Annotated in this window: 29 protein-coding genes and 2 tRNA genes; 10 read left to right on the forward strand and 21 right to left on the reverse strand. The window is 60.2% G+C overall.

The window, feature by feature from the left end; genetic code table 11:
* Window positions 1-92: 92 nt before the first annotated feature.
* The 3 genes from HYG82_RS25735 (at window position 93) to HYG82_RS25745 (ending at window position 3,470) form a co-directional block, all read left to right on the forward strand.
* Window positions 93-1,025, forward strand: a complete 933-nt coding sequence (locus tag HYG82_RS25735; protein ID WP_179259968.1) for a thiamine-phosphate synthase family protein — start codon at window positions 93-95, stop codon at window positions 1,023-1,025.
* A 340-nt stretch (window positions 1,026-1,365) separates the two neighbouring features.
* Window positions 1,366-2,517 (forward strand): DUF354 domain-containing protein, encoded by a 1,152-nt coding sequence (locus HYG82_RS25740; protein WP_179259969.1) that lies wholly within the window; start codon window positions 1,366-1,368, stop codon window positions 2,515-2,517.
* Window positions 2,514-3,470 (forward strand): glycosyltransferase, encoded by a 957-nt coding sequence (locus tag HYG82_RS25745; RefSeq protein WP_179259970.1) that lies wholly within the window; start codon window positions 2,514-2,516, stop codon window positions 3,468-3,470. Before HYG82_RS25740 ends, HYG82_RS25745 begins: the two co-directional genes overlap by 4 nt.
* An 86-nt stretch (window positions 3,471-3,556) precedes the next feature.
* On the opposite strand, the gene rpsB is transcribed toward HYG82_RS25745, so the two are convergent.
* The 14 genes from rpsB to moaA form a co-directional block, all read right to left on the reverse strand.
* Window positions 3,557-4,363, reverse strand: coding sequence for a 30S ribosomal protein S2 (rpsB, locus tag HYG82_RS25750; RefSeq protein ID WP_179259971.1), 807 nt, complete (start codon window positions 4,361-4,363; stop codon window positions 3,557-3,559).
* Window positions 4,360-5,565 (reverse strand): phosphopyruvate hydratase, encoded by a 1,206-nt coding sequence (gene eno, locus HYG82_RS25755; protein WP_179259972.1) that lies wholly within the window; start codon window positions 5,563-5,565, stop codon window positions 4,360-4,362. Before eno ends, rpsB begins: the two co-directional genes overlap by 4 nt.
* A complete protein-coding gene (locus HYG82_RS25760; RefSeq protein WP_008012923.1) occupies window positions 5,562-5,747 on the reverse strand; it encodes a DNA-directed RNA polymerase subunit K in 186 nt (61 codons plus the stop codon). The genes eno and HYG82_RS25760 overlap by 4 nt, the downstream gene beginning before the upstream one ends.
* Window positions 5,748-5,750: 3 nt before the next feature.
* Entirely contained in the window at window positions 5,751-5,945 is a 195-nt protein-coding gene (locus HYG82_RS25765) for a DNA-directed RNA polymerase subunit N (protein ID WP_179259973.1), read from the reverse strand.
* Between the two features lie 12 nt (window positions 5,946-5,957).
* Window positions 5,958-6,356 (reverse strand): 30S ribosomal protein S9, encoded by a 399-nt coding sequence (locus HYG82_RS25770; protein ID WP_179259974.1) that lies wholly within the window; start codon window positions 6,354-6,356, stop codon window positions 5,958-5,960.
* Window positions 6,350-6,799: a 50S ribosomal protein L13 gene (locus HYG82_RS25775; protein ID WP_179259975.1), complete on the reverse strand. Its 450-nt coding sequence runs from the start codon at window positions 6,797-6,799 to the stop codon at window positions 6,350-6,352. The genes HYG82_RS25770 and HYG82_RS25775 overlap by 7 nt, the downstream gene beginning before the upstream one ends.
* Complete coding sequence (locus HYG82_RS25780) at window positions 6,796-7,149, reverse strand: 50S ribosomal protein L18e (RefSeq protein WP_179259976.1); 354 nt, start codon at window positions 7,147-7,149, stop codon at window positions 6,796-6,798. The genes HYG82_RS25775 and HYG82_RS25780 overlap by 4 nt, the downstream gene beginning before the upstream one ends.
* Before the next feature lie 87 nt (window positions 7,150-7,236).
* Window positions 7,237-7,321: transfer RNA gene (locus HYG82_RS25785), tRNA-Leu, on the reverse strand.
* A 129-nt stretch (window positions 7,322-7,450) separates the two neighbouring features.
* Complete coding sequence (locus tag HYG82_RS25790; RefSeq protein WP_179259977.1) at window positions 7,451-8,200, reverse strand: DNA-directed RNA polymerase subunit D; 750 nt, start codon at window positions 8,198-8,200, stop codon at window positions 7,451-7,453.
* 3 nt (window positions 8,201-8,203) lie between these two features.
* Entirely contained in the window at window positions 8,204-8,593 is a 390-nt protein-coding gene (locus tag HYG82_RS25795; protein WP_066295959.1) for a 30S ribosomal protein S11, read from the reverse strand.
* 1 nt (window position 8,594) lies between these two features.
* Entirely contained in the window at window positions 8,595-9,116 is a 522-nt protein-coding gene (locus tag HYG82_RS25800; RefSeq protein ID WP_179259978.1) for a 30S ribosomal protein S4, read from the reverse strand.
* Window positions 9,116-9,640 (reverse strand): 30S ribosomal protein S13, encoded by a 525-nt coding sequence (locus HYG82_RS25805; RefSeq protein WP_179259979.1) that lies wholly within the window; start codon window positions 9,638-9,640, stop codon window positions 9,116-9,118. The genes HYG82_RS25800 and HYG82_RS25805 overlap by 1 nt, the downstream gene beginning before the upstream one ends.
* 72 nt (window positions 9,641-9,712) lie before the next feature.
* Window positions 9,713-9,795: transfer RNA gene (locus tag HYG82_RS25810), tRNA-Ser, on the reverse strand.
* A 235-nt stretch (window positions 9,796-10,030) separates the two neighbouring features.
* Window positions 10,031-11,002, reverse strand: coding sequence for a GTP 3',8-cyclase MoaA (moaA, locus tag HYG82_RS25815; protein ID WP_179259980.1), 972 nt, complete (start codon window positions 11,000-11,002; stop codon window positions 10,031-10,033).
* 166 nt (window positions 11,003-11,168) lie between these two features.
* Here moaA and HYG82_RS25820 point away from each other — a divergent pair, with 166 nt between their 5' ends.
* Both HYG82_RS25820 and HYG82_RS25825 read left to right on the forward strand, forming a co-directional pair.
* On the forward strand, window positions 11,169-11,837 hold the full coding sequence (locus tag HYG82_RS25820; protein WP_179259981.1) for a helix-turn-helix domain-containing protein: 669 nt from the start codon (window positions 11,169-11,171) through the stop codon (window positions 11,835-11,837).
* Window positions 11,838-12,033: 196 nt separating this feature from the next.
* Window positions 12,034-12,240, forward strand: a complete 207-nt coding sequence (locus HYG82_RS25825; RefSeq protein ID WP_179259982.1) for a hypothetical protein — start codon at window positions 12,034-12,036, stop codon at window positions 12,238-12,240.
* Between the two features lie 56 nt (window positions 12,241-12,296).
* On the opposite strand, the gene HYG82_RS25830 is transcribed toward HYG82_RS25825, so the two are convergent.
* Window positions 12,297-13,757, reverse strand: a complete 1,461-nt coding sequence (locus HYG82_RS25830) for an RtcB family protein (protein ID WP_179259983.1) — start codon at window positions 13,755-13,757, stop codon at window positions 12,297-12,299.
* 51 nt (window positions 13,758-13,808) lie between these two features.
* Window positions 13,809-14,240 (reverse strand): archease, encoded by a 432-nt coding sequence (locus tag HYG82_RS25835; protein ID WP_179259984.1) that lies wholly within the window; start codon window positions 14,238-14,240, stop codon window positions 13,809-13,811.
* A gap of 179 nt (window positions 14,241-14,419) precedes the next feature.
* Between HYG82_RS25835 and HYG82_RS25840 the strand changes: the two genes are divergently transcribed.
* The 4 genes from HYG82_RS25840 (at window position 14,420) to HYG82_RS25855 (ending at window position 17,783) form a co-directional block, all read left to right on the forward strand.
* On the forward strand, window positions 14,420-14,896 hold the full coding sequence (locus HYG82_RS25840) for a GNAT family N-acetyltransferase (RefSeq protein WP_179259985.1): 477 nt from the start codon (window positions 14,420-14,422) through the stop codon (window positions 14,894-14,896).
* 122 nt (window positions 14,897-15,018) lie between these two features.
* Complete coding sequence (gene priS, locus HYG82_RS25845; RefSeq protein ID WP_179259986.1) at window positions 15,019-16,194, forward strand: DNA primase small subunit PriS; 1,176 nt, start codon at window positions 15,019-15,021, stop codon at window positions 16,192-16,194.
* A complete protein-coding gene (locus HYG82_RS25850; protein WP_179259987.1) occupies window positions 16,191-17,213 on the forward strand; it encodes a DNA replication complex subunit Gins51 in 1,023 nt (340 codons plus the stop codon). The genes priS and HYG82_RS25850 overlap by 4 nt, the downstream gene beginning before the upstream one ends.
* Before the next feature lie 96 nt (window positions 17,214-17,309).
* Window positions 17,310-17,783 carry a peroxiredoxin gene (locus tag HYG82_RS25855; protein ID WP_179259988.1) on the forward strand — a complete coding sequence of 158 codons (474 nt, stop codon included), beginning with the start codon at window positions 17,310-17,312 and terminating at the stop codon, window positions 17,781-17,783.
* Window positions 17,784-18,060: 277 nt separating this feature from the next.
* On the opposite strand, the gene HYG82_RS25860 is transcribed toward HYG82_RS25855, so the two are convergent.
* Together HYG82_RS25860 and HYG82_RS25865 are read right to left on the reverse strand one after the other, a co-directional pair.
* Window positions 18,061-20,322 (reverse strand): CDC48 family AAA ATPase, encoded by a 2,262-nt coding sequence (locus tag HYG82_RS25860; protein ID WP_179259989.1) that lies wholly within the window; start codon window positions 20,320-20,322, stop codon window positions 18,061-18,063.
* A complete protein-coding gene (locus HYG82_RS25865; RefSeq protein WP_179259990.1) occupies window positions 20,319-20,567 on the reverse strand; it encodes a DUF7127 family protein in 249 nt (82 codons plus the stop codon). The genes HYG82_RS25860 and HYG82_RS25865 overlap by 4 nt, the downstream gene beginning before the upstream one ends.
* Before the next feature lie 237 nt (window positions 20,568-20,804).
* Between HYG82_RS25865 and HYG82_RS25870 the strand changes: the two genes are divergently transcribed.
* The gene (locus HYG82_RS25870) at window positions 20,805-21,581 is read left to right on the forward strand and encodes an alpha/beta fold hydrolase (protein ID WP_179259991.1); all 777 of its coding nucleotides are present in this window, start codon (window positions 20,805-20,807) and stop codon (window positions 21,579-21,581) included.
* 81 nt (window positions 21,582-21,662) lie between these two features.
* Here the strand turns inward: HYG82_RS25870 and HYG82_RS25875 are convergent, their stop codons facing one another.
* The 3 genes from HYG82_RS25875 to HYG82_RS25885 form a co-directional block, all read right to left on the reverse strand.
* Entirely contained in the window at window positions 21,663-22,259 is a 597-nt protein-coding gene (locus tag HYG82_RS25875) for a DUF655 domain-containing protein (protein ID WP_179259992.1), read from the reverse strand.
* 253 nt (window positions 22,260-22,512) lie between these two features.
* A complete protein-coding gene (locus tag HYG82_RS25880; RefSeq protein WP_235217828.1) occupies window positions 22,513-23,964 on the reverse strand; it encodes an APC family permease in 1,452 nt (483 codons plus the stop codon).
* A gap of 249 nt (window positions 23,965-24,213) precedes the next feature.
* On the reverse strand, window positions 24,214-24,570 hold the full coding sequence (locus tag HYG82_RS25885) for an RNA polymerase Rpb4 family protein (protein ID WP_179259993.1): 357 nt from the start codon (window positions 24,568-24,570) through the stop codon (window positions 24,214-24,216).
* Window positions 24,571-24,572: the final 2 nt, after the last annotated feature.

Genomic DNA, 24,572 nt, shown 5'->3' on the forward strand with positions numbered 1-24,572 from the left:
CTTCTCCAGACCGTTCCGACGCGCGTAGCTGAACCAGAGTCGGCCCGACCGCGGTAGTCGGACTTAAGAGCGAGTCGGCACAACGCGATCGTATGTCTCTCGTTTTGCCGAGCGAACTCGTCGTCGATCGGTTTCTGCCGACGGTTCGGGCCATGCTGGCGGCTCGACTCGCCGAACGCGGACTAACCCAACAGGAGATCGCCACCCAACTCGGCGTGACACAGGCTGCCGTCAGCAAGTACGTCAGCGGGAACGGCGGCGGCGGTGATGACCGGTTTCGCGACGATCCCGAGACGGTCGCGACCGTCGAACGTATCGCCGACGGGCTTGCGACCGACGAAATGGATGGCTACGACGCGCTCGCCGAACTCCTCTCGCTCGTCCGAAGTCTCGAGAACCGCGGTCCAATCTGTGAACTTCACGAGGAAGTGATGCCCGAACTTCGCGGGCTCGGCTGCGATCTCTGTGTTCGCGGACTCGACCCCGACGTGCGAGCCGAACGAGACGTCCTCGCGAACGTTAGAACCGCCGCTCGGACCTTCGCATCGATCTCCGGTATAGCAGATTACGTCCCGAACGTCGGGACGAACGTCGGAATGTGTCTTCCGAACCCTCGCGACGAAACTGACGTCGCCGCGGTTCCCGGTCGGATCTACGCTATGGGCGGACGGATCGAAATTCCGGCCAATCCCGAATTTGGCGCGTCGAAACACGTTTCGACGGCCATTCTCGCCGCGACTGCCGTCGATCCCGAAATCCGCGGCGCTCTCAATATTGCCACGGACGAAGATATACTCGCAGCCGCGAAAGCGGCGAGCGGGATCGAATCACTCGAATTCGACGCAGATTACGAAGAACGCGGTACCCATCTCGAGAATCGGTTTCGGGAGCACGGATCAGTCCCCCAGATCGCGTACCACTGCGGTGCGTTCGGGATCGAACCCGCAACGTACGTCTTCGGAACGACAGCCGTCGACGCCACAGAACTGGTCGCGGATTTGCTCTCGACGTCATCCGGGAACTGATTCCCCTATATATCCGGACATCAGCGGTCGGTCTTCGACTCGAGTGGTGTCCGACCGAGGGCTTCTCGGCCGATTTTGACGGCGGATTTCGAGCGATCGAGATGACGCGGGCCACGATTACTCCTGTCGATTACTCTCGAGCCCCGTCTACCCGATAGCTAATCGAATGAAACGGTTGCAGCCACCACCATCGTCTATAAATAGGTGTCTGTGCCAGGTTCGCGTTTTCGGTGAGGGCACTCTCACAACTGAAATTATAATACATATATTGCACACGGTGGCTGTAAACATATGATTAAAAAAGTCGTAATAAAGCCATTGTACTTACTTTAATCAGTTGATGGACATCATCATCACGATGCAGCATGGGGGGAATGTTCATTTCTTTAAACACGTTATACGAAAACTTCAGACTACAGGACACAATGTCTCCGTATTTGCTCGAGAGGCAGAAGTCGTCGGTTCCCTCCTGGATACGTACGATATCGACCACGAACTCCTCTGTGACGAACCGGATAGTTTGTTCGCTCTCGGACTAACTCAGTTGCGTTACGAGGCGAAAATTTTCAAGCGGGCCCGCGTTATCGACCCGGACTACATCATCAGTAGTCACGGTATCGCGGCGTCTCACGTTGCCAAACTCGTGGGGGCGGAAAGCCACGTCTATATCGACACCGAGACCAGTATCAATCACGGAAACCGCCTCACGATTCCGTTCGCAGACCGTATCTACACACCCTCGAGCTTCAACGAGGACATCGGCAGCAATCACGTGAGATATCCCGGCTACCACGAACTCGCATACCTCCATCCGGATCGATTCGAACCGGACCCGGAGCTCCTTCGTCGAAACGGCGTCGAACCGGACGATCGGTACGCCGTCGTTCGCCGTGGCGCGTTCAACAGTAACCATGACATCGGGAAAAGTGGAATCTCGAGGGACGGCTATCAGCGTATCGTCGACGAACTCGCCCAGGACTGGACGGTGTACGTCTCCGACGAAAGCGACCGTCCGCTGCCGGAAAACGCCGAACGGATTCCCGTCGACCCGGCGACCTTTCACCAGTTGCTCGCGTTCGCTGATCTGGTCGTCGGAGACGTCGCCACGACGACGATGGAAGCCGGCATCCTCGGGACGCCCACCGTTCGCATCAGCCCGTTCGCGGGATCGTCGGACATGGGGAAATTCCTCGATCTCGAGGAGTACGGTCTCATCAGATCGTTCCCGTTGGATCGCGAAGACGAGGCGATCGAAACGATCGAGCGTCTCTACCGCGATCCCGCAACGACCGAGAAGTGGCAGCAACGGCGGGAGATGCTGCTCGAAACGAAAATTGACGTTACCGAATACCTCCTCAAACAACTACTCGACGAGACGGAACTCGATGATATATCGGGAACGACGGATGACGAATCGGTCACGCTCGAGCGGCGGCCTGCCGAGTCGAATACTGATGACCGACAGGCCGACGAAGCGGTCCCCAATTCATGAGTTCGACCCGCGTTTTGAGCCTCACGACAACCGACTGGCGAAGTTTCTATGAAACACAGATCGCGGCCCTCGAGGCGGAAGATATCGAGGTGACGACCCTGGCGGTCCCAGGAGACCATCGTGCTCTCGATGACGAAGTTAAACGGCGAACGCCGTTCGATTACCTGCGCTATCTCCCGCAGGTACTTCGCGAGGCCAGCACCGGCTACGATATCGTCCATGCCAACTACGGACTCACCGCGCCGTTTGCCTTCGCAGCATCGGCGATTCCAACGATCGATCTCCCGTTCGTCTGTACGCTCTGGGGTGGCGAATACGTCGGCAATCGATACACGCCGGTCATGAAGCCGTTCGTCTCACGCGCCGATCGTATCGTCGTCCCCTCGAACGTGATGGCCGACCGCATCGACCACCCATGCGACGTGATCCCGTTCCCGGTCGATACCGACCTGTTCCGGCCGATCCCACGCACAGACGCCCGCGAATACGTCGGCTGGGAGACCGATAAACGAGTCGTCCTCTTCCCGTATGCACCCTCGCGATACGAGAAGAACTATCCGCTGGCGAAACGCATCGTCGACGGCCTCGAATGTGACGTTACCTTGCGGACTGTCGCCAACCAACCCTACGAGGACGTCCCATACTATTTGAACGCAGCTGATGTCGTTTTGATTACGTCTCGATACGAGAGCGGGCCGATGACGGTCAAGGAAGCTGCCGCCTGTAACGTCCCGGTCGTCTCGCGCGACGTCGGCTTCGTCCGGGAGGTACTCAATGGCATCCCGAACTCCTACGTCGTAGACAGCGACGACGCGCTCCGAACGCGTCTGGCGTCCGTCCTCGAGGCCGACGAACCTGCAGCCGGCAGAGAACGAATCGCCGACTACGGCCTCGACGAAATGGGAACGCGGCTACGTACCGTCTACGACCGCTGTCTCGCTGAGACGACGTAGCGCGTCCCGGAACGCGTCGCTAGTCGTGAGACAAATGGCTCTCCTGTGCTTCGGCGAGAAAACGACCAGCGCTGATGGTGAACGGTTTAGACGGTGCTCTCGAAGTCCTCGAGCGAGTAAGACGGCTCGGCACCGCGTCGATCGAGGACCTCGTTTGCGAGGAGCCAGTAGACGACCGAGAGAGCTTTGCGGCCCTTGTTGTTCGTCGGGACGACGAGGTCGACGTTACTGAGCTGATTGTTCGAGTCACACATTGCGATAACCGGGATACCAACCGTGATGGCCTCTTTGACGGCCTGGGCGTCACCGATCGGGTCAGTGACGACCACAACGTCCGGTTCGATGTAGCCATCGTACTTCGGATTCGTCAGAGTTCCCGGAATGAATCGCCCGGTTCGAGCGCGCGCGCCGACGGCCTCGGCGAACTTCTCCGCTGGGAACCGTCCGTACTGGCGGCTCGAGGTGACCAGAATCTGTTCCGGATCGTAGTTTGCGAGGAAGTCCGCGGCTGTGCGAATCCGGCCGTCGGTCTTCGAAACGTCGAGCACGTACAGACCGTCAGTCCGGACGCGGTGGATGAACCGTTCCATGTCCGCGGTCTTCTGCTGGGTGCCGATGTGGACACCGGCGCCGAGATAGTCCTCGACGGGGATCAGCAGGTCCGCTTCCTCGTCGGACATGACGTCGTCGTCGAGAGTCGGACCGGCGTCTTCGCTCTCGGCGTCGTCGGCTGGTTCTGCGTCGGCCGTGGGCTCTCCCTCGGCGTCGGTGGGCTGTTCGTCTACTGGCTCGACGTCCTCCTCGGCGGCGGGGCCAGCCCCTTTGGCTGGCTCCTCGTCGATTTCGTCTTCGGCGGCGTCGAGCCCTTCCTGGGTTGCGTCGTTTTCTGTCATGTCGCGTCGTCTGCGATTCGAATGAGCTCGTTGAGCTTTGCGGTTCGCTCGCCGCCGACGGCACCCGTCTTGATGAAGGGTGCGTCAGTTGCGACGGCAAGGTGTGCGATCGTCGCGTCTTCGGTCTCGCCCGATCGGTGGGAGACGACCGAGTCGTAGCCGTTCTCTGTGGCGAGTTCGATCGCATCGAAGGCGTCCGACAGTGTTCCGATCTGGTTTGGTTTGATCAGGATGCTGTTGGCCGCGTTGCGATCGATCCCATCGACGAGGCGGTTGGTATTGGTGACGAACAGGTCGTCACCGCAGATCAGCGTCTGGTCGCCGACCTCGGCGGTGAGGTCTGCAAACGCGTCGTAATCGTCCTCGTCGAGTGGGTCCTCGACATAGACGAGGTCGTATTCCTCGACCAGATCGGCGATATAGGCGATCTGCTCGTCGGTATCTCGACTCCGGTCGCTGTATTCGTACGTTTCCGACTCGGCATCGTACAACTCCGCGCCAGCGACGTCGAGCCCGAAGCCGATGTTGAAGCCGACCTCGTCTTGGACCATCGACACCGCCTCGGCGACGATTTCGAACGCCTCGCTGTCGTCGATCGATGGCGCCCATGCCCCCTCGTCGCCTTTCCCACAGGGAACACCGCGTTCGGAGAGTAGGTCGGCGACGGCGGCGTGGACGGCTGCGTTGGCGAAAACGGCATCTTCGACGCTCGGTGCGCCGACTGGTGCCGCGAGAAACTCCTGAATGTCGGTCGCGTCGGCGGCGTGTTCGCCACCGCCGACGACGTTTCCGAGCGGAATCGGGAAGTTTTCACCGCGGAACGTCCCGCCGAGGTGCTGAAAGAGCGGAGCACCGAGGACGTCGGCACCAGCTTTCGCAGCGGCCATCGAGATAGCGACCGCGCTGTTGGCACCGATTTCCGAGAAGTCGGTGGTTCCGTCGGCAGCGTGAAGTGCAGCGTCGACCTCACGCTGGTTACCAGCGTATACCGTGCCGACGAGCCGAGGGACGGCGTGTTCCCTGGCCGCAGCGATTGCCTCTGTCGGCGGTCGTTCGACAGCTTCGTACTCGCCAGTACTGGCGCCACTGGGTGCTGCGGCGCGACCGAAGCCGCCGCTTTCAGTAACGACGTCTGCCTCCACCGTCGGGTTCCCTCGAGAGTCGAGGACTCGACGCAGGCGGACGTCGGTAATGAGCGTCATTTCCGGTCGTACCCCCGCTTGACGGTGAACGGAAGGACGCCAGCGTCGTACTCCTCGGCCGCGATGAGGATCGGTTCCGTCTGCTCGGTTTCGATCAACACCGGCGCGCCGTAGGAGACCTGCAGCGCTCGCGCACCGAGGATGCGTGCCTTCTCGTAACGGTTGTGTTGTTGTTGTTGCATTGGTTACTGGTACGGGGAGACGACGTCGACGAGGTCGGTGTGACTGACGAGCATGCGCCGACAGCAGTAGCGCTCGACGCCCAACTCGTCGAGGACTTCCTCGGGATCCTCGTTGCCCTCGTTCGCTCGCTCGTCGAACGCTTCCCAGTGTTCGGCGACGACGTTGCCACAGGTGAAACACCGGACCGGTACCATCATGATTGAATCACCTTAGCGGTAGGATTTCTGGTAGCGCGCCCGAGCGCCCGGGCCGCCCCACTTCTTCGGTTCGGACTGGCGAACGTCGTTGACCAGCAGCGATCGGTCGAATTCCATGAACGCATCGCGAAGTTCGGCGTCGTTGGTGTGCTGGACGACCCCGCGGGCGATGGCTGTGCGGACGGCGTCTGCCTGTCCGCTGATGCCGCCACCCTCGACGCGAACGTCGATGTCCATCTCGCCCCGCAGATCCTCGCCGACGATGCGAAACGGCTCGAGCATCTTGAGCCGAGACATCTCCGGTTCGACCAGTTCGACGGGTTGTGAATTGATTCGAACGCGACCCTCGCCTTCGCGCACCGTGGCGCGAGCGACGGCCGTCTTTTTCTTGCCACTCGTGTTGGTTACCATGTGACGTTAGCACCTAACTGTTCGGACACTTCGTGCAGATGGACGAAGCGGATGTTCGACAGTCGATCCAGCGACGTCCCCTCGAGAACCTCCGACTCGCGGCCGTCGTCGTTCTCGTAGGGGTTACCGACGTAGACGCGGACGCTGTCGAGCGCCTCGCGACCGCGCGGCTTTTTGTACGGCAACATCCCGCGAACGGACCGCTTGAAAATCGTGTCCGGACGGCGGGGGTAGTACGGCCCGCTGTCCGAGCCCATCTGTAGCCGCGTGCGGTACGTTTCGAAGATGTCCTCTTTTCCGCCGGTGATGACCGCGTCCTCCGCGTTCACGATCGCAACGCGCTCGCCGTCCAGCGCACGCTGGGCGACCTCGCTGGCGACGCGACCGAGGATACAGTCTTGGGCATCGACGACGGTGTCTGCGTCGAACTCTGCGAGACTCATCGAATCACCCTCACGTCGGATCCTTCGGGGTTTTCTTCGAGCACTTGCTCGAGCGATACCGGTTCGCCGACCTGTTCGATCTTCGTCTCTGCGGACGAAGAGAAGTTGACGGCCGCGACGGTGACGTTTTTCTGTAATGCGCCAGATCCCAGCACTTTGCCGGGAACGACGACAGTCTCTTCTTCGCGTGCGTACCGCTCGATGCGGCCCAGGTTCACCTCAGCGTGGGTGCGCCGGGGCTTCTCGAGTCGATCCGCAACGTCTCGCCAGACGTCGGCGTCCGTCTCTCGGGACGTCGACTTTAGCTCGGCGATGAGATCGGTGAGCCTCGGATTAGTCTTGCTACTCATTGGTTTCCTCCAAATACTGCAACTGCTGGAACGTCGATAGCACGAGAAACGGTGCCGTCGACGGTGGAATCGATTCGAGAGAAGTGATGCAGGGAGCAGGATTTGAACCTGCGGACTCCTACGAGACAGCGCCCTGAACGCTGCGCCGTTGGCCTGACTTGGCTATCCCTGCTCGCACTTCCGTCTACCCGTCGCCCCTTCAAACCCCTTTCGATTCCAGTGGGTACGCGATCGCCGGTCTCGTCGCTCACGGCGCCGGCAAACGGCGTGCCCTGATCGGGTCGGGGGCGTCGGTTCATGTTTACAACTGTACAGCTTCTTCGAGTTCAGTCGCGCGCGCCTCGAGCGTCTCGGCGGCTCGCGTGACCAGTTCTTCGATGGTAAAGGAGCCGTCCGTCTCCACGTGGAAGACGAAGGCATTGGGGACGTCCTCGACCCTGACCTGCTTGCCCGGATAGCGATTCGAGAGGTCGTGATCGAACTCGTTCGTGGAAACGAGTTCGCCATCGTCTTCGATGACGCCGCGGATTATCCGGCGTTCCTCCTCCTCGAACTCGGGGAGATCTCCGTCGACTTCGATGCGCTGGAGATGCTGATACCCGACCGCGACCCCGCCCTGGTGTTTGGCGTGGTCTTTACCACGGTCGAGAACGGCGTCAGCCTCGGCCTCGAGGCGTTGGCCGTCCTTGAGTTCGATGATCGGGACGTTTTTGTCTGCGGGACGAACGAGATCGTCGCTGGTGATGAGATCGCCGGAGTAGGCGGTGGCCGGCCCTTCGACGTCGATCGAGAGCGTGACGGTGTCGTCCTCGCTGAATTCGCCGACCGGTGGCGTCGTTAATGGGACGAGACCGAGCCGAAGTGCGAGTTGCTCGTCGAACATGACTGACGAGTTCTCGACGAACCGGACGGTATCGATCGCCATCGTAGGCACGTCGGCGACCATTGCTCGGCGGATGCCATTGGCGAACGCAGGCGTCACGCCGCGAACGAGGAATCTAGCTTCTCGATCCTCGCGTTCGACGAACTCGACGTCGTACTCCTCAGTCATGATCTAGTAGCCGCCCTTGCCTTTGGGAGCGCGCGATCCGTCGTGGGGGATCGGCGTGACGTCCTCGATGCGCCCGATCTCGATACCCGAGCGGGCAAGCGCACGAATCGTGGCCTGCGCGCCGGGACCGGGGGATTTCTGGAGATTGCCGCCGGGACCGCGGACACGAACGTGTAGCCCCGTGATGCCGGCCGCTTTGACCTCTTCGGCGACGGACTCGGCCATTTGCATGGCTGCGTACGGCGACGCTTCGTCTCGGTTCTGCTTGACCGCCGTCCCACCGGAGGACTTGGCGATCGTTTCCGCACCCGTGAGGTCCGTCACGGTCATAACGGTGTTGTTAAACGATGCGTGTACGTGGGCGATGCCCCATTTGTCGTCGTCCTGACTCATGTTATTGACCCTCCGCGCGTTCGGGGTGGAGTTCGTCAGCGAGCGGGCTGTTCTCGTCGAAGGCCACCAGATCCTCTTCGTCGACGTCGACGATGTAGGATGGAACGCGGTGGCGCTGGTCGCCGACCACGACGTGACCGTGTGTAATAAACTGACGTGCCTGTTGGGTCGTATTCGCCAGTCCGGACCGGTAGACGACCGTCTGCAGGCGGCGCTCGAGAATGTCCTCGATTTCGAGCGAGAGGATATCGCCGAGTTCGTCCGTTTCGTCCAGAATGCCGACGCGCTTGAGTCGACCGAGGAACTCCTCGGAGCGCTGTATGACGATCTCGTCGTCCTGTGCCTGGCCGAGCAGTTCTCGAGCCTCGCGCCGGTAGGAGCGAAGTTCGGACTGGGCACGCCAGAGCTCTTCTTTGTTCGAGAGCCCGTAGCGGTCGACGAGGGAGTGCTCGGAGGCGATGCGTTCACCCTGGTACGGGTGGTTCGGCGTCTCGTATTGCTTGGTGTCAGTGCCGAGTGGCATTATTCACCCTCGTCCTCTTCGGCGGCGGCTTCTTCGGCCTGTTCTTCACGGATCTCTTCGACGTTGACTCCGATGGTGCCCTCCGTCCGGCCGGTGGACTTGGTTCGCTGCCCGCGGACCTTCTGGCCGCGCTTGTGGCGCGTCCCCTTGTAGGAGTCGATCATCTTCATCCGGTTGATGTCGTGCTGGCGAGTCAGCTGGAGATCGTTACCGATCTGGTGGGTCGTTTCGCCGCTGTAGAAGTCCTCCTGACGGTTGTTGAGCCAGTTTGGAACTTCGTCGGCGTAGTTCTCGACGATCTCGACGACCTCGTCGATGACGTCGTCGTCGAGTCGACCGAACGTTGCCGTCCGGTCGACGCCCGCTTCTGCGGCGATGAGTCGGGCGGTTCGTCGACCGATCCCGTTCATCTCCGTAAGCGAGCGCTCGACGGATTTCGTCCCATCGAGGTCCGTTTGCCCGATGCGGACGAAATACTGGAGATCTTCGTCGTCCTGTTGTTCTTGAGGTTCTTCCGCGCTCATATGTCGTGTATCTGTGTCTGGTCTGCGTGCGTTGCAAGTCGACTGGCGGGAAAACGCCAGCGTTGAATCCGACGTCGTGGCGGGGATTCGAACCCCGGAGGCTTGACGCCACATGGTTAGCAACCATGCGCCTTGGGCCGCTTGGCTACCACGACACCGTCGGTCAATCGTCGCCCTCTCGGACTCGGGGATCGCTCCCCTACACGTATCGCACCCGAACCTACCCCCGTGCACTACTTAAGCGCAACGAAAGGTGGCCGGATTCTGCGCGCATGTTTCGTGCCAATCACGGACAAACTCCCAAATCACGGACAAACTCTCCCGGGTTCCGTACATCCAAATAGATCCGAGATGAGCGCATTCACACCGGACGAAATACGGACGGGAAAGTCAGGCTCCGGCGTACTCCTCGATATACTTATCATTGATCTCCCACTCGCCCTCGTCGTTTCGAATCATGTACTCGCCGTAGTAGGGGACCCGGTTTGCAACGACATCGCGGAAGGCCGCTCGAATCTCGGACCTGTCCATGTCGCCCATCGAGACGAGGTCGTCGTTGCGGTTGAGACAGCCTTTCAGATACCCTTCGTGGGTAACGCGAACTCGGTGACAGTTCGCGCAAAACGTCGGATTCTCGACGGGGTCGACGATTTCGACCATCCCGCCGTTTATCCAGTAACGCTTTCGGTCGTGCATCTCTCTGTGTTCGATATCGTCCGCCTTCTCGGCTAGCCAGTCGTGAACGCGCTCGATGTCGATATTCCACTCCGGCTTGCCGGTCAGTTCGGGCATATACTCGATCAACTGAAGCTGGAGGCCCTCGTTCTCGGCGACGTGGTCGACCATCTCCGGGACGTAACCGGCGGTGTGTTCGAAGACGACCATATTGAGTTTGACCGGCGTGAGACCCGATTCGAGCGCGGCGTCGACCCCCTCTATGACCTTCTCGTACGCCCCACTCTTGGTGATCTCGGCGAAATCCTGTGGATCGAGCGCGTCCTGCGAGACGTTGACTCGTTCGAGACCGGCGTCGACGAGCGCCTCGGCGCGCCCGGGGAGAAACGTGCCGTTGGTCGTCAGAGAGACCTCCATCTGGTCGGGAGTGCGTCTAATTATTTCCTCTAAGTCCTGTCGAAGCATCGGCTCTCCGCCGGTGAACTTGACCGAGTCAACGCCGAACTCGGCTGCAACTTCGAGAAAGCGAACGACGTCGTCCGCGCCCATCTCGTCGTCTTGGGGGTCCATCGGCCCCCGGGTGTCGCCGAGGCCTTCGTTGTGGCAGTAGACGCAATCGAAGTTACACCGATCGGTGAGAGAAACGCGAACCCCCGTTACCTCGCGCCCGAACTCGTCGGTGAGCATGGCACCGGTTTGCAGCCGGATCCGCTTAAACGCGCCGGCTTATTCGATCTTCCGTAACCGAAATCGGTTTCGTCTGCTGACAGCTCGCAGTCATGAAGCTGATCGTCCACCGGTCGCGGACGGACGAGGTCCGGGACTCTTGGTCGTCGACGTGATACCGTCCGACATGAGTACGATCGCGGAGTTCGCGGTCCCTGCTGCCGAGTTCGCACTCCGGCACACGCTCGAGGCGACCGACGACCTCGACGTGGAGATCGAACGCGTCGTCGCGTACGATCCGGATCACGTTATGCCGTACGTCTGGTTTTCCGGGACGGGGGAGACGCTTGAAACACTCGGCGATGCGCTAGCGAACGACCCTAGCGTCGAAGAGGCCGAACAGCTCACGGACCTCGACGACGAGCGGTTATATCGAATGAACTGGGTAGACGACGTCACCGTGATACTCCACCTGTTGACCGAGGAGCAAGCGACGGTTCTCGACGCGCACGTCAAGACCAAACGGTGGCGGTTTCGGGTTCTCTTTCCCGAGCGGGAAGCGCTCTCTCGGACCTACGATTTCGCATCCGAGCAGGGGCTTGGCATCGAGATCCACAAGATTCACCAGTTGGAAGAGAACCGCCACGGTCGGTTCGGCCTTACCGATGCTCAGTACGAGACACTGGTCGCAGCCCTCGAAAGCGGGTATTACGAGATTCCCCGCGGGATGGACATGGACGAGCTATCTGGCGAGCTCGAAATCTCTCATCAGGCGCTTTCCGAGCGGCTTCGACGAGCACACCGCGCGCTCGTCGAGGAAGTAATCGACATCGGTGAGTCGGACGAAGGGGAATAAACCGACATCGGTGAGTCGGACGAAGGAGAATGAACCGACATCGGTGAGTCGGACGAAGGAGAATGAACCGACATCGGTAAGTCGAGCAGCGAACGCCGAATCGACACCGATGAACGGCACAACGGACCCGTTTCCTTCCTGTGATACGATAAGGGAGGACGGAAGACCTACCCTGATCAATCTCGAACGTGCCACCATGGACGAGGATATGCTCGCAGACCAGCGTCGCCTCGTAGAGATCATCGAGGAGGAAGGTTGGGACGTCACCGACCTCGAGATATCGGCCTACGACAGCCCGTGGGCCGACGAGGACGATCCGGAAGCGACGGTGACGATCACCGCTCGAAAACCGTACGAAAGCGACGACGATGACGACGACGAAAGTCCGTATCGGTTGAAGTAAGCGCAAGCCGAACGTCGAGTAGATCCGGTCCCGTTGTGTCGGACCGCAGATGTCACTTATCCTTTGATGTTACAGACCGGGAACGTTCGCGCGACCGTATCGCCGATACCCAGCTCGTCGGAGACGCGGACGACCTCGTCGACGTCCTTGTAGACGCCCGGTGCTTCCTCGGCGACCGTCGCGCCGGACTGGGCTTTGACGTAGATCTGATTCCGGTCTTGTAACTGCTGTTTCACGTCACCGCCCCAGTACTCCTTTTTCGCCTGCGTGCGGCTCATGAGTCGTCCCGCCCCGTGGGCGGTCGAGCCAAAGGTGAGGTCCATCGAGTTTTCCCCGCCTCGGAGGACGTAACTGCCGGACCCCATGCTGCCGGGGATGATAACCGGTTGACCGACGTCGCGATAGGCCATCGGGACCTCGGGATGGCCGGCCGGAAACGCCCGTGTCGCGCCCTTGCGGTGGACGTACAGTTCGCGCTTTTCGTCGCCGACTGTGTGCATCTCCTTTTTGGCGATGTTGTGGGCTACGTCGTACAGCAAGTGCATGTCCATCTCCTCCCAGGAACGGCCAAACACGCGCTCGAAGACCTGGCGCGTGCGATGCATGATCAGCTGGCGGTTGACCCACGCGAAGTTAATCGCCGCGTTCATCGCGCCGTAATAGTCCTCGGCGAGCTGGGACCCGGCTGGGGCAGCAGCGAGTTCTTTGTCCGGTAGTTTATTCAACAGCCCCTGATGTTGCTGCTCGATCTTTCGCAAGTAGTCATTGCAGGTCTGGTGGCCGAGTCCGCGTGACCCACAGTGAATCAACACGACGATCTGCTCTTCCTCGAGTCCGAACGCCTCACCCACCTCGTCGTCGAAGACGTCGGTGACCCGCTGGACCTCGAGGAAGTGGTTGCCCGATCCCAGCGAACCGATCTGATTCTTTCCGCGATCTTTGGCCTTTTGACTCACTTTCGACGGATCGGCCCCCTCGCGCATGCCCTCGTCCTCGCAGTGGAGGAGGTCGTCCTCGACGGCGTGGCCGTTCTCCAGCGCCCAGTCGACGCCGCGGGCGAGAATTTCGTCGACGGTGTCGACGCCGGCTTCGACGACGCCACCGCCACCCAGGCCCGACGGAATGTTGGTAAACAGGGAATCGACGAGTTCCTCCTCGCGGCCCTGCAACTCGTCGTACGTCAGGTTCGTCCGCATCATCCTGACGCCGCAATTGATGTCGTAGCCGACTGCTCCCGGCGAAATACAGCCGTTTTGGGCGTCAAGCGCCCCCACTCCGCCGACCGGAAACCCGTATCCCTGATGGCCGTCGGGCATGCAGATCGCGTGTTTCGTTATCCCTGGTAGGTGGGTCGTGTTCGTGATCTGCTCGAGCGTCTTGTCGTCCGCGATCTCCTCGAGCAACGCTTCACTCGCAAGCACCCGCGCTGGGGCGCGCATCCCGTCTCGTTGTGGGATCTCCCAGACGTATTCGCGTACCCGCTCGAGCGAGATACCGTTGGCGTCGAAGGTAGTCATACCTCAAAGTCGGACTCCAGCGATGAAAGATGTTCGTCTCTCCTCTCGACCTCACACGTCGAAGACGACGTACGCTTCCCAGCTCCCGTCGATACGCTCGAGTTGCATTTCAGAGTAAGTCACGGCCTTTACTTCGCGAGCGTCGATGGCTGCGAGCGGGACGCCGCGGGCGCTGGCCTCGAGGTGCCACTCCGGCGAACCGTCGGCCGACTCGACCCGCTCCACCGACTCGACGCGGTGATCGACGGGAAGTTCCACGCGGACGTCCCGCAAATAGATCAGTTCGTCGAGATAGTCGAACAGTAAGGCGTCGCGGCGCTCCGCGCTCACAGCGAGTGAAAAGCGCTCACCCGTATCGCCGGGTATCTCCCCGCACGATGCCGCCGCGAGACCATCCGCCACGGCCCCGAATATCGCCTCGAGCGAATCGCCGGTCGCCGAGACCGCGATGTCAGCCGTGTGGTCGCGCAGTTCGAAGTTCATTTTTGAGTCCTTCGTCGTCGGTGATCCTATGCCCGTCGTTTCGGTTTCCCGTTTCGGAGCCGCCGTCGAATGTCGGATTGATACTGGATCGGAATACCGGACACTCATTATTACCGTCTGACGTTACAGAGCCACATGTGCCGGTGGAATTATATTGACGTCGCTGGTATGCTGTGATAGTGAGCGTCAACATCGACAGTCGCGTCGTCGCCCCGGGGAGCGACGATTTCGTCGACGAAGCCTGGCAGCTGAAAGAGGAGATAAACCGTCAGGAAGGTGTACTCAAACAGCGGCACGATTTCTTTACCGACGCATATCGCCGGTCGACGGTACACTGTTACGTCCAGAAGGGGGACCTCATCGGATTCGCCGCCGTCCGTCGCGACGGATATTTGCTCTTTCTGGCAGTGGCTCCCGACTACCGAAGCGAAGGGATCGGCAAACGTCTCATCGCTCACGTGGCGGAAGATCACGATGCGATCACGTGTCACGCCCGGACGACCAACGAGAACGCCCTCCAGTTCTACGAGCACCTCGGCTTCGAGATAAAGCGCAGAATCGACAATTATTACGAAGACGGCGGCGATGCCTACTACCTGAAACTCGGTGCCGACGTCGGTATCGCCGACCGGATCACGGATCTGATCCGCCGGTGAGGCGTCTCCTCCCCGACCGAAAACGAGACAGCCCGCTACGCTCGCAGTTACATTCACACGGACGTCGACCGTCATTCCTTTCGGCAGGATTATAGACCCCCACCGACGACTACTCGAGGCGCATGGAGGAGCGAACGAGGGCCTACCTTCGGGGGCGGTTTCGCGATCACTATCGACGGACAGAGATCACACCGCCACCAGCCGCCAACGAACGCGAGTGGGGGTTCATTCCCTGGACCGACGGTCCCGACACGACGATGGTCCGTCATCGATCGCTGCTCGAGTTAGGCGATCTCTCGGAGTTTCTCGTCAGGAAGCGGCCGCGACACGTCTACTTCTCCGCGGGACACTTTCGCGATCCCGGCGCGAGCTCGATGCACGCCAAAGACTGGCAATCCGCGGATCTCGTCTTCGACCTGGACGCGGATCACCTGCCGACCGTCACGCTCGGCGAGGACAGCTACGCGGAGATGCTCGCGAAGTGCAAGGACGCCCTCTTTCGGCTGCTCGATTTCCTCGAGAACGACTTCGGCTTCGACGACCTCGAGATCGTCTTTTCGGGCGGCCGGGGCTACCACGTACACGTTCGCGACGACGGTGTTTCCCGCCTCGAGCGGGAGCACCGGCGAGAGATCGTCGATTACGTCCGCGGTATCGGCCTCGAATTCGACGAACTGATCGAGAGCGAGACGGTGGTCGGTGTGGGTCGTAAGACCCCGGCTGAGCGTCGTATTCTCCAAACCGAAGGCGGCTGGGGTGCCCGAACCCACGAGCACTTCATGGAGTACGTCGACAACCTGCTCGAACTAGACGAAGACGTGGCTCTCGAGCGCTTACAGGAATTCGACGGCATCGGTGAGGGGAAAGCCACAGCAACGCTGAATGCGGCCCGCAACAATCGAGAGCAGCTCGAGGCGGGCAACGTCACCGTTCACACCGCGATCGCACAACTCGCCGAGCGGTTTTCGAACCTGGCCGTTGAGCGGGACAATGCCCCTATCGACGAGCCGGTCACTACCGACACGAACCGCCTCATCCGATTGCCGGGCAGCCTCCACGGCGGGAGCGGGCTTCGGACCGTACGGCTCGATCGCGACGAACTCGATGCGTTCGATCCACTCGTCGATGCCGTTCCCGAGACGTTTCGCGGTCACGAGATTACAGTCGACGTGGTCGAGGGGGGCGAGATCGAACTGGGAGGAGATAGCTTTACGGTCCAGGAAGGCAACCAGTCACTACAGGAGTACGTTGCCGTGTTTCTGATGGCACGCGGCCGCGCAGAAAAGGAAAAAGAATGAATCTAGACGAATTGCGTTCGATCCAGAGCAAGGAGCGCCAGAAGGATAGCCTCCAGAATTTGCGCCCTACGTTCTATCAGGAGGTCGGCGAGTACATCGCTAGCCTCGAGACCGAACGCGATCGCGTCGCCGAGCAAGCCGACGACCCCTTTTCCTCTCCGGAAGTCAGTCGACTGACAGACGAAATCGAAACCGCAAAAGACGTCGTCGAAGCGGTTTACGAGCGCAGAATGGGAAAGCTCGTCAAACAGGCCAGTCTCGCCGCGGCCGGGATGGCAGCCAATGATGAGGGTCTAACGGCCGAAGAAGGAGATCTGTTCGAGGATCTCGTCGATCGCATCGGCTCGAACAAGAACCGTGTACTCGACGTTCTCGAAAACGTCGACGATACGGCCGTAGCATCGAGTGCTACCGAGACCGACTCGCCTCGTACAGCGGAGTCGGAGGATTCTACCATCCACGCCGCGGATGCGGCTCCCGATCAGCATTCCTCGGACGACGCCCCGCAACCACCGCCCGACCACCGTCCGGCGGATACCGGTCGAACGAAGGACGAGATGACCGAGCCGGGATCGGAAACGGTGTCGGACGACTCGAGTGGTGTTTCCCCCGCGGATGTCATGGGCGAGAGCGGATCGGCAGTCGATGAAGCAGACGACAACGCGGCCGGGCGTGACGAGGCCACTTCGACCTCCCACAATACTCAGCCGACGAAAGCAGGAAACGAGAACTCGGGCGAACCGGACCAAACGAACGCCACGCCTATCTCCGATACCAGTTCCGAGTCGGCAAGTCACGGAGCCGACCCTGGACCGGGCGCGGATGCGGGAGCCAACGATGGTGCGAATACCGTCACCGCAGACGTCGACCGAACCACAGTCAGGATCACCAGCGACATCGGTTCGATTCTCGGCGTTGACGACCGCGAATATACCCTGACCAGCGACGATGTCGTTACGCTGCCCGAACAAAATGCCGCTCCTCTCGTCGACCGGGAAGCGGCTGAACGACTCGAATGACGCCGTCGAACGTCGAACTCCCGTTCGTCGTCGCGACCGGACGCTTCTCTCGTGTGAAACCGTAACGCATACAATACCTGTCGCTAACTGGCGTGCATGCTCGACGTCGGTGACGAAGCACCAGAATTCGAACTGCCGAACCAACACGGCGAAACGGTTCGCCGCTCTGACTTCGACGGCAAGCGACTCGTCGTATATTTCTATCCCCGGGCGAACACGGACGGCTGCACCGCCGAGGCCTGCGGATTTGACGACTCACTGTCCGAATTCGCATCTCTCGATGTGAGTATCGTCGGCATTAGCGACGATTCCGTCGACGACATCGCCGACTTCGCGGCGGACTACGACTTCCAGTTCGATCTGCTCGCCGACGAATTCGGCGAAGTCGCCACGCTGTACGAATCGTACGGCGAAAAACGGATGTTCGGCACGACGTTCGATGGAGTCTTTCGAAACACGTACCTCGTCGGACCGGCCGGTCAGATCGAAGCGGTTTACGAGGACGTCTCGCCCGACGGTCACGCCGAGGAAATCCTCGCCGACCTCGATCCTGTCGACGTCACCCTCTAAGACTGCTCGTCCATTTGGTCCTCGAGCGGCCTCAATACGGCCTCGGTCGGGATGAAACAGTAGAAATCGGCTGGGATGAGTCACGACCTCATCGAACCGGTTTCGTGACGCGCTCGAGTGACCGTTGGCGGTTGCCGATAGAGGTGCTACTGACAGTCGGAACATACCCGATTGCACGACGGCTGTGCGATGGATGTGTATACAGTTTTAGGTAGTTCCGCAGCCGCAAATCGATCGAAAACAGAAACGCCAAACGACGAAACCGGAGGTGGCGACCTTACTGGAAGGTTCGACCGACCTGTTCTTCGCCAGTGGGTTCGGCCTGCTGAAACTCCTCTTCGAGTTCTTCGTACTGCTCTCGCGTCTCGGGAGTCACGCTCGGATTGACTTCGTTGAGTGCGTGCTCGAAGTGTTCTTTCCCGATGCGAACGTTGCCGATGGTGTCGTCCATCTCCTCGGGATCGACCGAGTTGATGAACTCGCGACTGGCTGCCATCGATGCCTCGCGAGCGACCGCTTCGATGTCAGCACCGACGTAGCCATCCGTCTCGCTCGCGAGCCATTCGAGGTCGACCGCCTCGGCCAGAGGCTTGTTGCGGGTGTGGACCTCGAAGATCTTTTTGCGGCCACCCTCGTCGGGAACCGGCACGTGGACGTGGCGGTCGAGCCGACCTGGTCGCAACAGGGCGCTGTCGATCAGGTCCGGGCGGTTGGTCGTCGCGATCACGACGACGTCCTCGAGTTCCTCGAGCCCGTCGAGTTCGGTCAACAGCTGGGAGACGACGCGTTCGCCGACGCCGGAATCACCCTGACGCTGACCGCGTTCGCCCGCGATCGAGTCGATCTCGTCGAAGAAGATCACGGTCGGGGCGTTCTCGCGAGCCTTCTCGAAGACCTCGCGAACGCCCTTCTCGCTCTCTCCGACGTATTTGTTCAGCAGTTCGGGGCCCTTGATCGAGATGAAGTTCGACTGGGCTTCGTTGGCGACTGCCTTTGCCAGCAGCGTCTTCCCGGTGCCAGGCGGTCCGTACATGAGGACACCCTTGGCGGCCTGCATGTCCATCGCCTCGAACACGTCGGGGTAATCGAGCGGCCACTGGATCGTCTCGCGGAGGCGCTCTTTGGTGTCTTCGAGTCCACCGACGTCGTTCCAGGTGACGTCCGGCACTTCGACGAAGACCTCACGAAGCGCAGATGGCTGGATACCCTTGAGTGCCTCCTTGACGTCGGCTTCGTTCACCTCTAGTGACTCCAGGACGTCGGCATCGATCTCCTCGGACTCGAGGTCGAGCTCGGGACGGATCCGACGGAGCGCGTTCATCGCGCTTTCGCGAGCCAGCGATTCGAGGTCGGCACCCACGAAGCCGTGCGTGTTTTCGGCGTACTGTTCGAGATCGATCGACTCCGAGAGCGGCATTCCGCGGGTGTGAACCTGCAGGATTTCCTTTCGGCCCTCCTTGTCGGGAACGCCGATCTCGATTTCGCGGTCGAAGCGCCCGCCGCGTCGGAGTGCGGGATCGATTGCGTCGACGCGGTTGGTTGCGGCGATGACCGTGACTCGCCCTCGTTCCTCGAGGCCGTCCATCAGTGAGAGCAACTGGGCGACGACACGTCGTTCGACGTCGCCACCGGCCTCCTCTCGTTTGGCGGCAATGGAGTCGAGTTCGTCAATGAAGACGATTGCGGGCGCGTTCTCTTCGGCCTCCTCGAAGACTTCACGGAGTTGTTCTTCGCTCTCTCCGTAGTACTTCGACATGATCTCCGGACCGGAGATCGTTTCGAAGTGAGCATCGATTTCGTTGGCGACGGCCTTTGCCATCAGGGTCTTTCCGGTGCCCGGCGGGCCGTGCAGGAGGACGCCCTTCGGCGGCTCGATTCCCAGTTGCTGGAACAGCTCGGGGTGGCGCATCGGCAACTCGATCATCTCGCGCACCTGGTCGAGTTCGTCGTCCAAGCCGCCGATGTCCTCGTAGGTGACGTTCGGGACGCCTTCGGCGGACCGTCCACCGCTGGAACTGACCTGCTCGGCCGGCGTTTCGGAGATTTCGATGTTCGTCGAATCTGTAATGACGACCGTCCCGCTTGGCGACGTGTTAGCGATCTTCAGCGGGACTGATTGGCCGGAACTGGCCATCGGCCCGAACGAAAGCGAGAACGGCACCGTCTGGCCTTCGGTGACGGCCTGACCGCTCAGCTTGTCGCGAACGAGGGGACCGATATCACCGCGAATCCGCAGGTTCTGCGGAAGCGCGACGGTTACCGACTTCGCGGGCTTGACGTCGGCTGGTTCGACCGTGACGGTGTCGTCGATCCCGACGTTGGCTTCCTGACGCAGGCGGCCGTCGATCCGGACGATTCCCCGGCCTTCGTCCTCGGGGTAACCAGGCCAGACGCGTGCAACGGCCTGTCCGTCGCCCTTTCCGTCGATGACTATGTAGTCCCCGTTCTCTAGATCGAGTTCGTTCATCGAGACGCGGTCGATTGCAGCCAGACCGCGACCCGCGTCTTTCTGTTTCAGGGGTTTGACGGTGAGTTTCATCGTTTCTCCTCCAGTTCGATAGTGAGGACGCCGTTTTTGATAAACGTGTGCGCGTCCTCACCAGTTTTGGGGAGTTCGATCTCGTACTGGTCGTCCTCGAGGACGACGATGACGGTGTCGTCGACGAGATCGACCGTGGCGTTGGTCCCGTCGGTACCGAAGTCAACGGCAAACACCGTGCCGTCGTCGTAGTCGTACCGACGGGCCAACTGCCCATCTTCGCGGGTGAATTGTTCGAGAGTCATGCTGTAACTAACCCAAGGTAAGCACCCAAAGCATATATATCTTTCCATGGTATATCGCAAGAAGGCGGCGGGTCCGATCTGTAGTCCTTTGTTCGTGGTTCACGGAGAATCAGCCTTCGTCCAGTCTGGTGTACGGTTCGGATGAGTATTCGGTCGGAACGATTATATCACCGGTGCTGGCAGTTTCCGGGACGGCCGGATCGAGTCTTTATGCCAATTCCGCTCGTTTCGCAACGTATGGAAACGGTACCACACCACGGCCGGGAGACGGCTTACGATGTCGTCGACCGAGGCGGTAACGGTCCTCCGATCTGTTGTATCCACGGAAGCGGCGGTTCGCGCGGCATCTGGACCGGCCAACAGTCACTGGCGGATCGGTATCCGATCGTTACGGTCGATCTAAGCGGTCACGGAGATTCGTCTGATGCGGACGCAAGTGCCGGGTACACGGCGCTATCAGCCTACGCGGACGACGTACTAGCCGTCGTCGATGAAACTGACGCCGAAATCCTCGTCGGGAATTCACTCGGCGGTGCCATCGTATTACATATCTTGCTCGAGCGCGAGTTCGATCCGACGGCGGTCGTCCTGACGGGGACCGGTGCACGACTCGGCGTCCTCGACGATCTGCTTACGTGGCTCAAATCGGACTTCGAACGAGCAGTCGAGTTCCTGCACGGACCGAACAGACTCTTTTACGATCCGGATCCCAAACTCCGAGAGCAATCGGTAGAACGAATGTACGACTGCGGACAGAGAGTGACTCGACGGGATTTCTTGACCTGCCACGAGTTCGACGTCCGCAACGAACTCGGCAGTATCGACGTTCCCGCCCTCGCTGTGTACGGCGAATACGATCAGTTGACGCCGCCGTGGTTTCACGAGTACCTCGCCGACGAGATCGATGACGGAGAACTGGCCGAAATCGAAGACGCGGGTCATCTGGCGATGCTCGAGCAACCGACGGCGTTTAATGTGGTTGTCGACGACTTCCTGACGAAAACCAGCACGTGAGTGTCGTAGGACGAGGGTCGTCGTCTCGGGTCGTCGGCAATTCGTATACGGGCGCCGCTGGGTCGAGTCCAGTCGCCGTCGTTACTGGTCCTGCTGTTGTTCCCGCCGGCCGACGAACGTCTGGTATTTCAAGTCGTCGTCGCGCAACTCCTCCAGAATGCGGTCGACGAGGATTTCGTCTGGGTCGTGCAGCCCGGATACCCGCTCGGACAGTTCCTCGAAGCTCTCGAACGGTTTGCGTTTGCGCTCGTCGAGGATCCCATTTCGGAGTTTCTTTCCGATTCCGGGCAGCAGATTCAACTGGTGGAGTCGCAGCGTAATCGGCTGCGCATCGTTGTAGAAGTCGACGAAGCGCTCTTCGTTCTCCTCGACGAGATCAGCGACGACGTACTCGAGTTCCGATTGTGCACCCGACGAGAGATCGTCGTACTCGACGCGATGTGCCTCGGTGACGACGTCCCGGTGAGCGGGCGGCTCGATGACTATCTCGCTCCCGATGGTTATCCGCTCATCTTCGTCAAACGCGACCTGATAGAGCTGAAAGTCCTCGATTCCGACAGCATAGCCTGCCGGTGACTTCGCATACTGTGGTCGGCCGTCGTCCGACAATCCGTGTGCGAGGTAATCCAACACGACCGCTCGTCGAACGTCCATCTCGTCGTCATCGGCTTCGCTCATTTGATACAGATACGGCGACGGCATACTTAAAGAGTCGGCCCATTAGTCGGCGGAGTCGGATTCCGTTCACATCCGACGCTTCTCTCCGAACGGCGCTATCATGGCCGTGAATACACCGCTGCCGAAACAGTAGTAACTCACGGATCGAGTTCGATGGGTAGGTGTCGGCTGTGATACGTTTTGGGATCGCAAGTGACGAGACCGGATGCGGAAAAACCGGCCACGGTGAGGCGGATTTCGGTTTGAACGGCAATCAATCGATAGCCACGAACCAGAGCCCGATACCGACGACTATCGCCGCGACACCGAGCACCACGGCGGACAGTTCCAGGCTCGCCAGCAATATAAGGTTCGACCCAACTGCGGCCATCGGGACCCACGGAACGGCCGGAACTCGAAACAATCGTTCTCGATCCGGGTTCTTCCGGCGAGACCAGATCAGCGCACCGTTTACGAACACCAGCGCGGCGAGTAGCATGAAGTCGGCGAGGTGGGCGAGCGACTCGAGGCCTAACACCAAGCCGTGGGATTGCCCGGCTTCGGCCGATGGCGTCCCGAAGAGAACGCCGAAAAACATGAAAAACGCTAGAATCAGGCCACCAGTCAAGATAACCGCCACCGTCGGAACGCCGGATTGTGGATCGACCCGGTCTACTGGTTCCGGGAGATGATCCCGGTCGGCCATCGCCAACTTCACTCGCGAGCCGGCAAGCACCGTCGCGTTGGCAGCCGAGATCATGGATAGCAATGCACCTCCGATAAAGACGTAGAACCCGATATCGCCGAGGTAATACTGAGCCGCCCGCGCTAACGCGACTTCGCCGTGGGTAGCGACAAATGTTGTGGCAGCCGTAGACGAGGACATCGACGTTCGCTCGGCGAGAAATGCGTGAAAGCCCGCATCGTTGATCGCCAGCACCACCACGACAACGACGAACATATACAGCACGGTTACGATACCGATGCTCAGAAAGATGGCCCTGGGGACCGTCCGTTCGGGTGCTTCGATCTCGCCTTCGCTCGTCGCGATCGCTTCGAATCCGAAAAACGTGATGAATACGAGTGCTGACGTAAGAGCAACGTCTTCGAACTGCGCTGCGTGAGTTGCGAAAGACGTAGCAACGACATCCGCGTCGAACGCGCGAAACCCGCCGACCAGAAAGAGGCCGATCAGAGCGACTTTCAACCCTGTTAGTGCGATCTGTAACGTTCTGGTTTCTGCCGTACCGATGAGATTGATCCCAACCAGTACCGCGAGGACGGCGATTCCAGGGATCCAGTAGGGAAGCGCCTGGGGCAATGCAATTGCAGGACGTGCGAATCGGTTGAACCAGTCCGAAAAACTTGCCAGGTAGAAGGCTGCGCTGGCGGGATACCCTAGAATCAATAGCCAGCCGACGAGATACGACCAGTCCGAATCGAACACCTCAGCCACGTACGCGTAACCTCCGCCATCGACGGTGTAGACGGTCGCGAATTCGGCGTAGGTCAGGGCAGTAAACGACGCGGCGACCGCCGCTAGCGCGAACGAGACGGTCGCCGCTGCGCCGACGTTTCCGACTGCAAGTCCCGAGAGTACAAAGATACCCCCAGCGATCATCGTCCCCGCACCGATCGCGGTAGCTCCGAGGAGGCCGATATCACGTTCGAGCGTTTCGGATTCAGAATCCGACCTCGAATCAGTCACCGCATCGGCTGGAGCCACTATCTACACCCCCTCTCGGTGTTCATCCCCTGTTTAAGAACCGCAGGGTAGTCCGCAATCGGACGACGTCCCTGAAGAGATTGTCATCGTATCGCTCTCCGGGACAGGTCTCGAAAAGGAGTATCGCTCTCACGTTTACTCGATCTTTCTGATGCGTATTTGATTACGCTTGTGGCCCTTCGAAACGCACGACAACACTGGAGTTTCGTGCTTTTCGATCCACAACAGAACGGTAATCCGCTCGGCCTGTTAGACGTACTGAGCGATGACGTTGAGAATTTCGTCGAGTTCATCGCCCGACAGTGAATAGCGTTGCTGTGCATACACCGACCGGAGCTCGTCCCGATCGCGGGGCAGGAGGTTCGCTATCTTATATGCAGTCGGTTCGTCGACCTTCTCTATATCTCGCAAGTCGTCGACGAGCGCCTGGGATTCCGCTGGCTCCAAGACGGTAAATCGGTTTGCGTGTTCGATCGCTCGCGCGAGTTCATAGCGCAGTTCGCGATTCTCGTCCATCGCGCGTTCGGCTTCGATGTCGGCGAGCAGTTCCTTCGTTTCCGAGACCGTCAGGAACTCCTCGTCGACGATCTCTTTGAAGATCGTCATCC

Origin of the sequence: Natrinema halophilum, from assembly GCF_013402815.2 — an archaeon.
GTDB classification, from domain to species: domain Archaea; phylum Halobacteriota; class Halobacteria; order Halobacteriales; family Natrialbaceae; genus Natrinema; species Natrinema halophilum.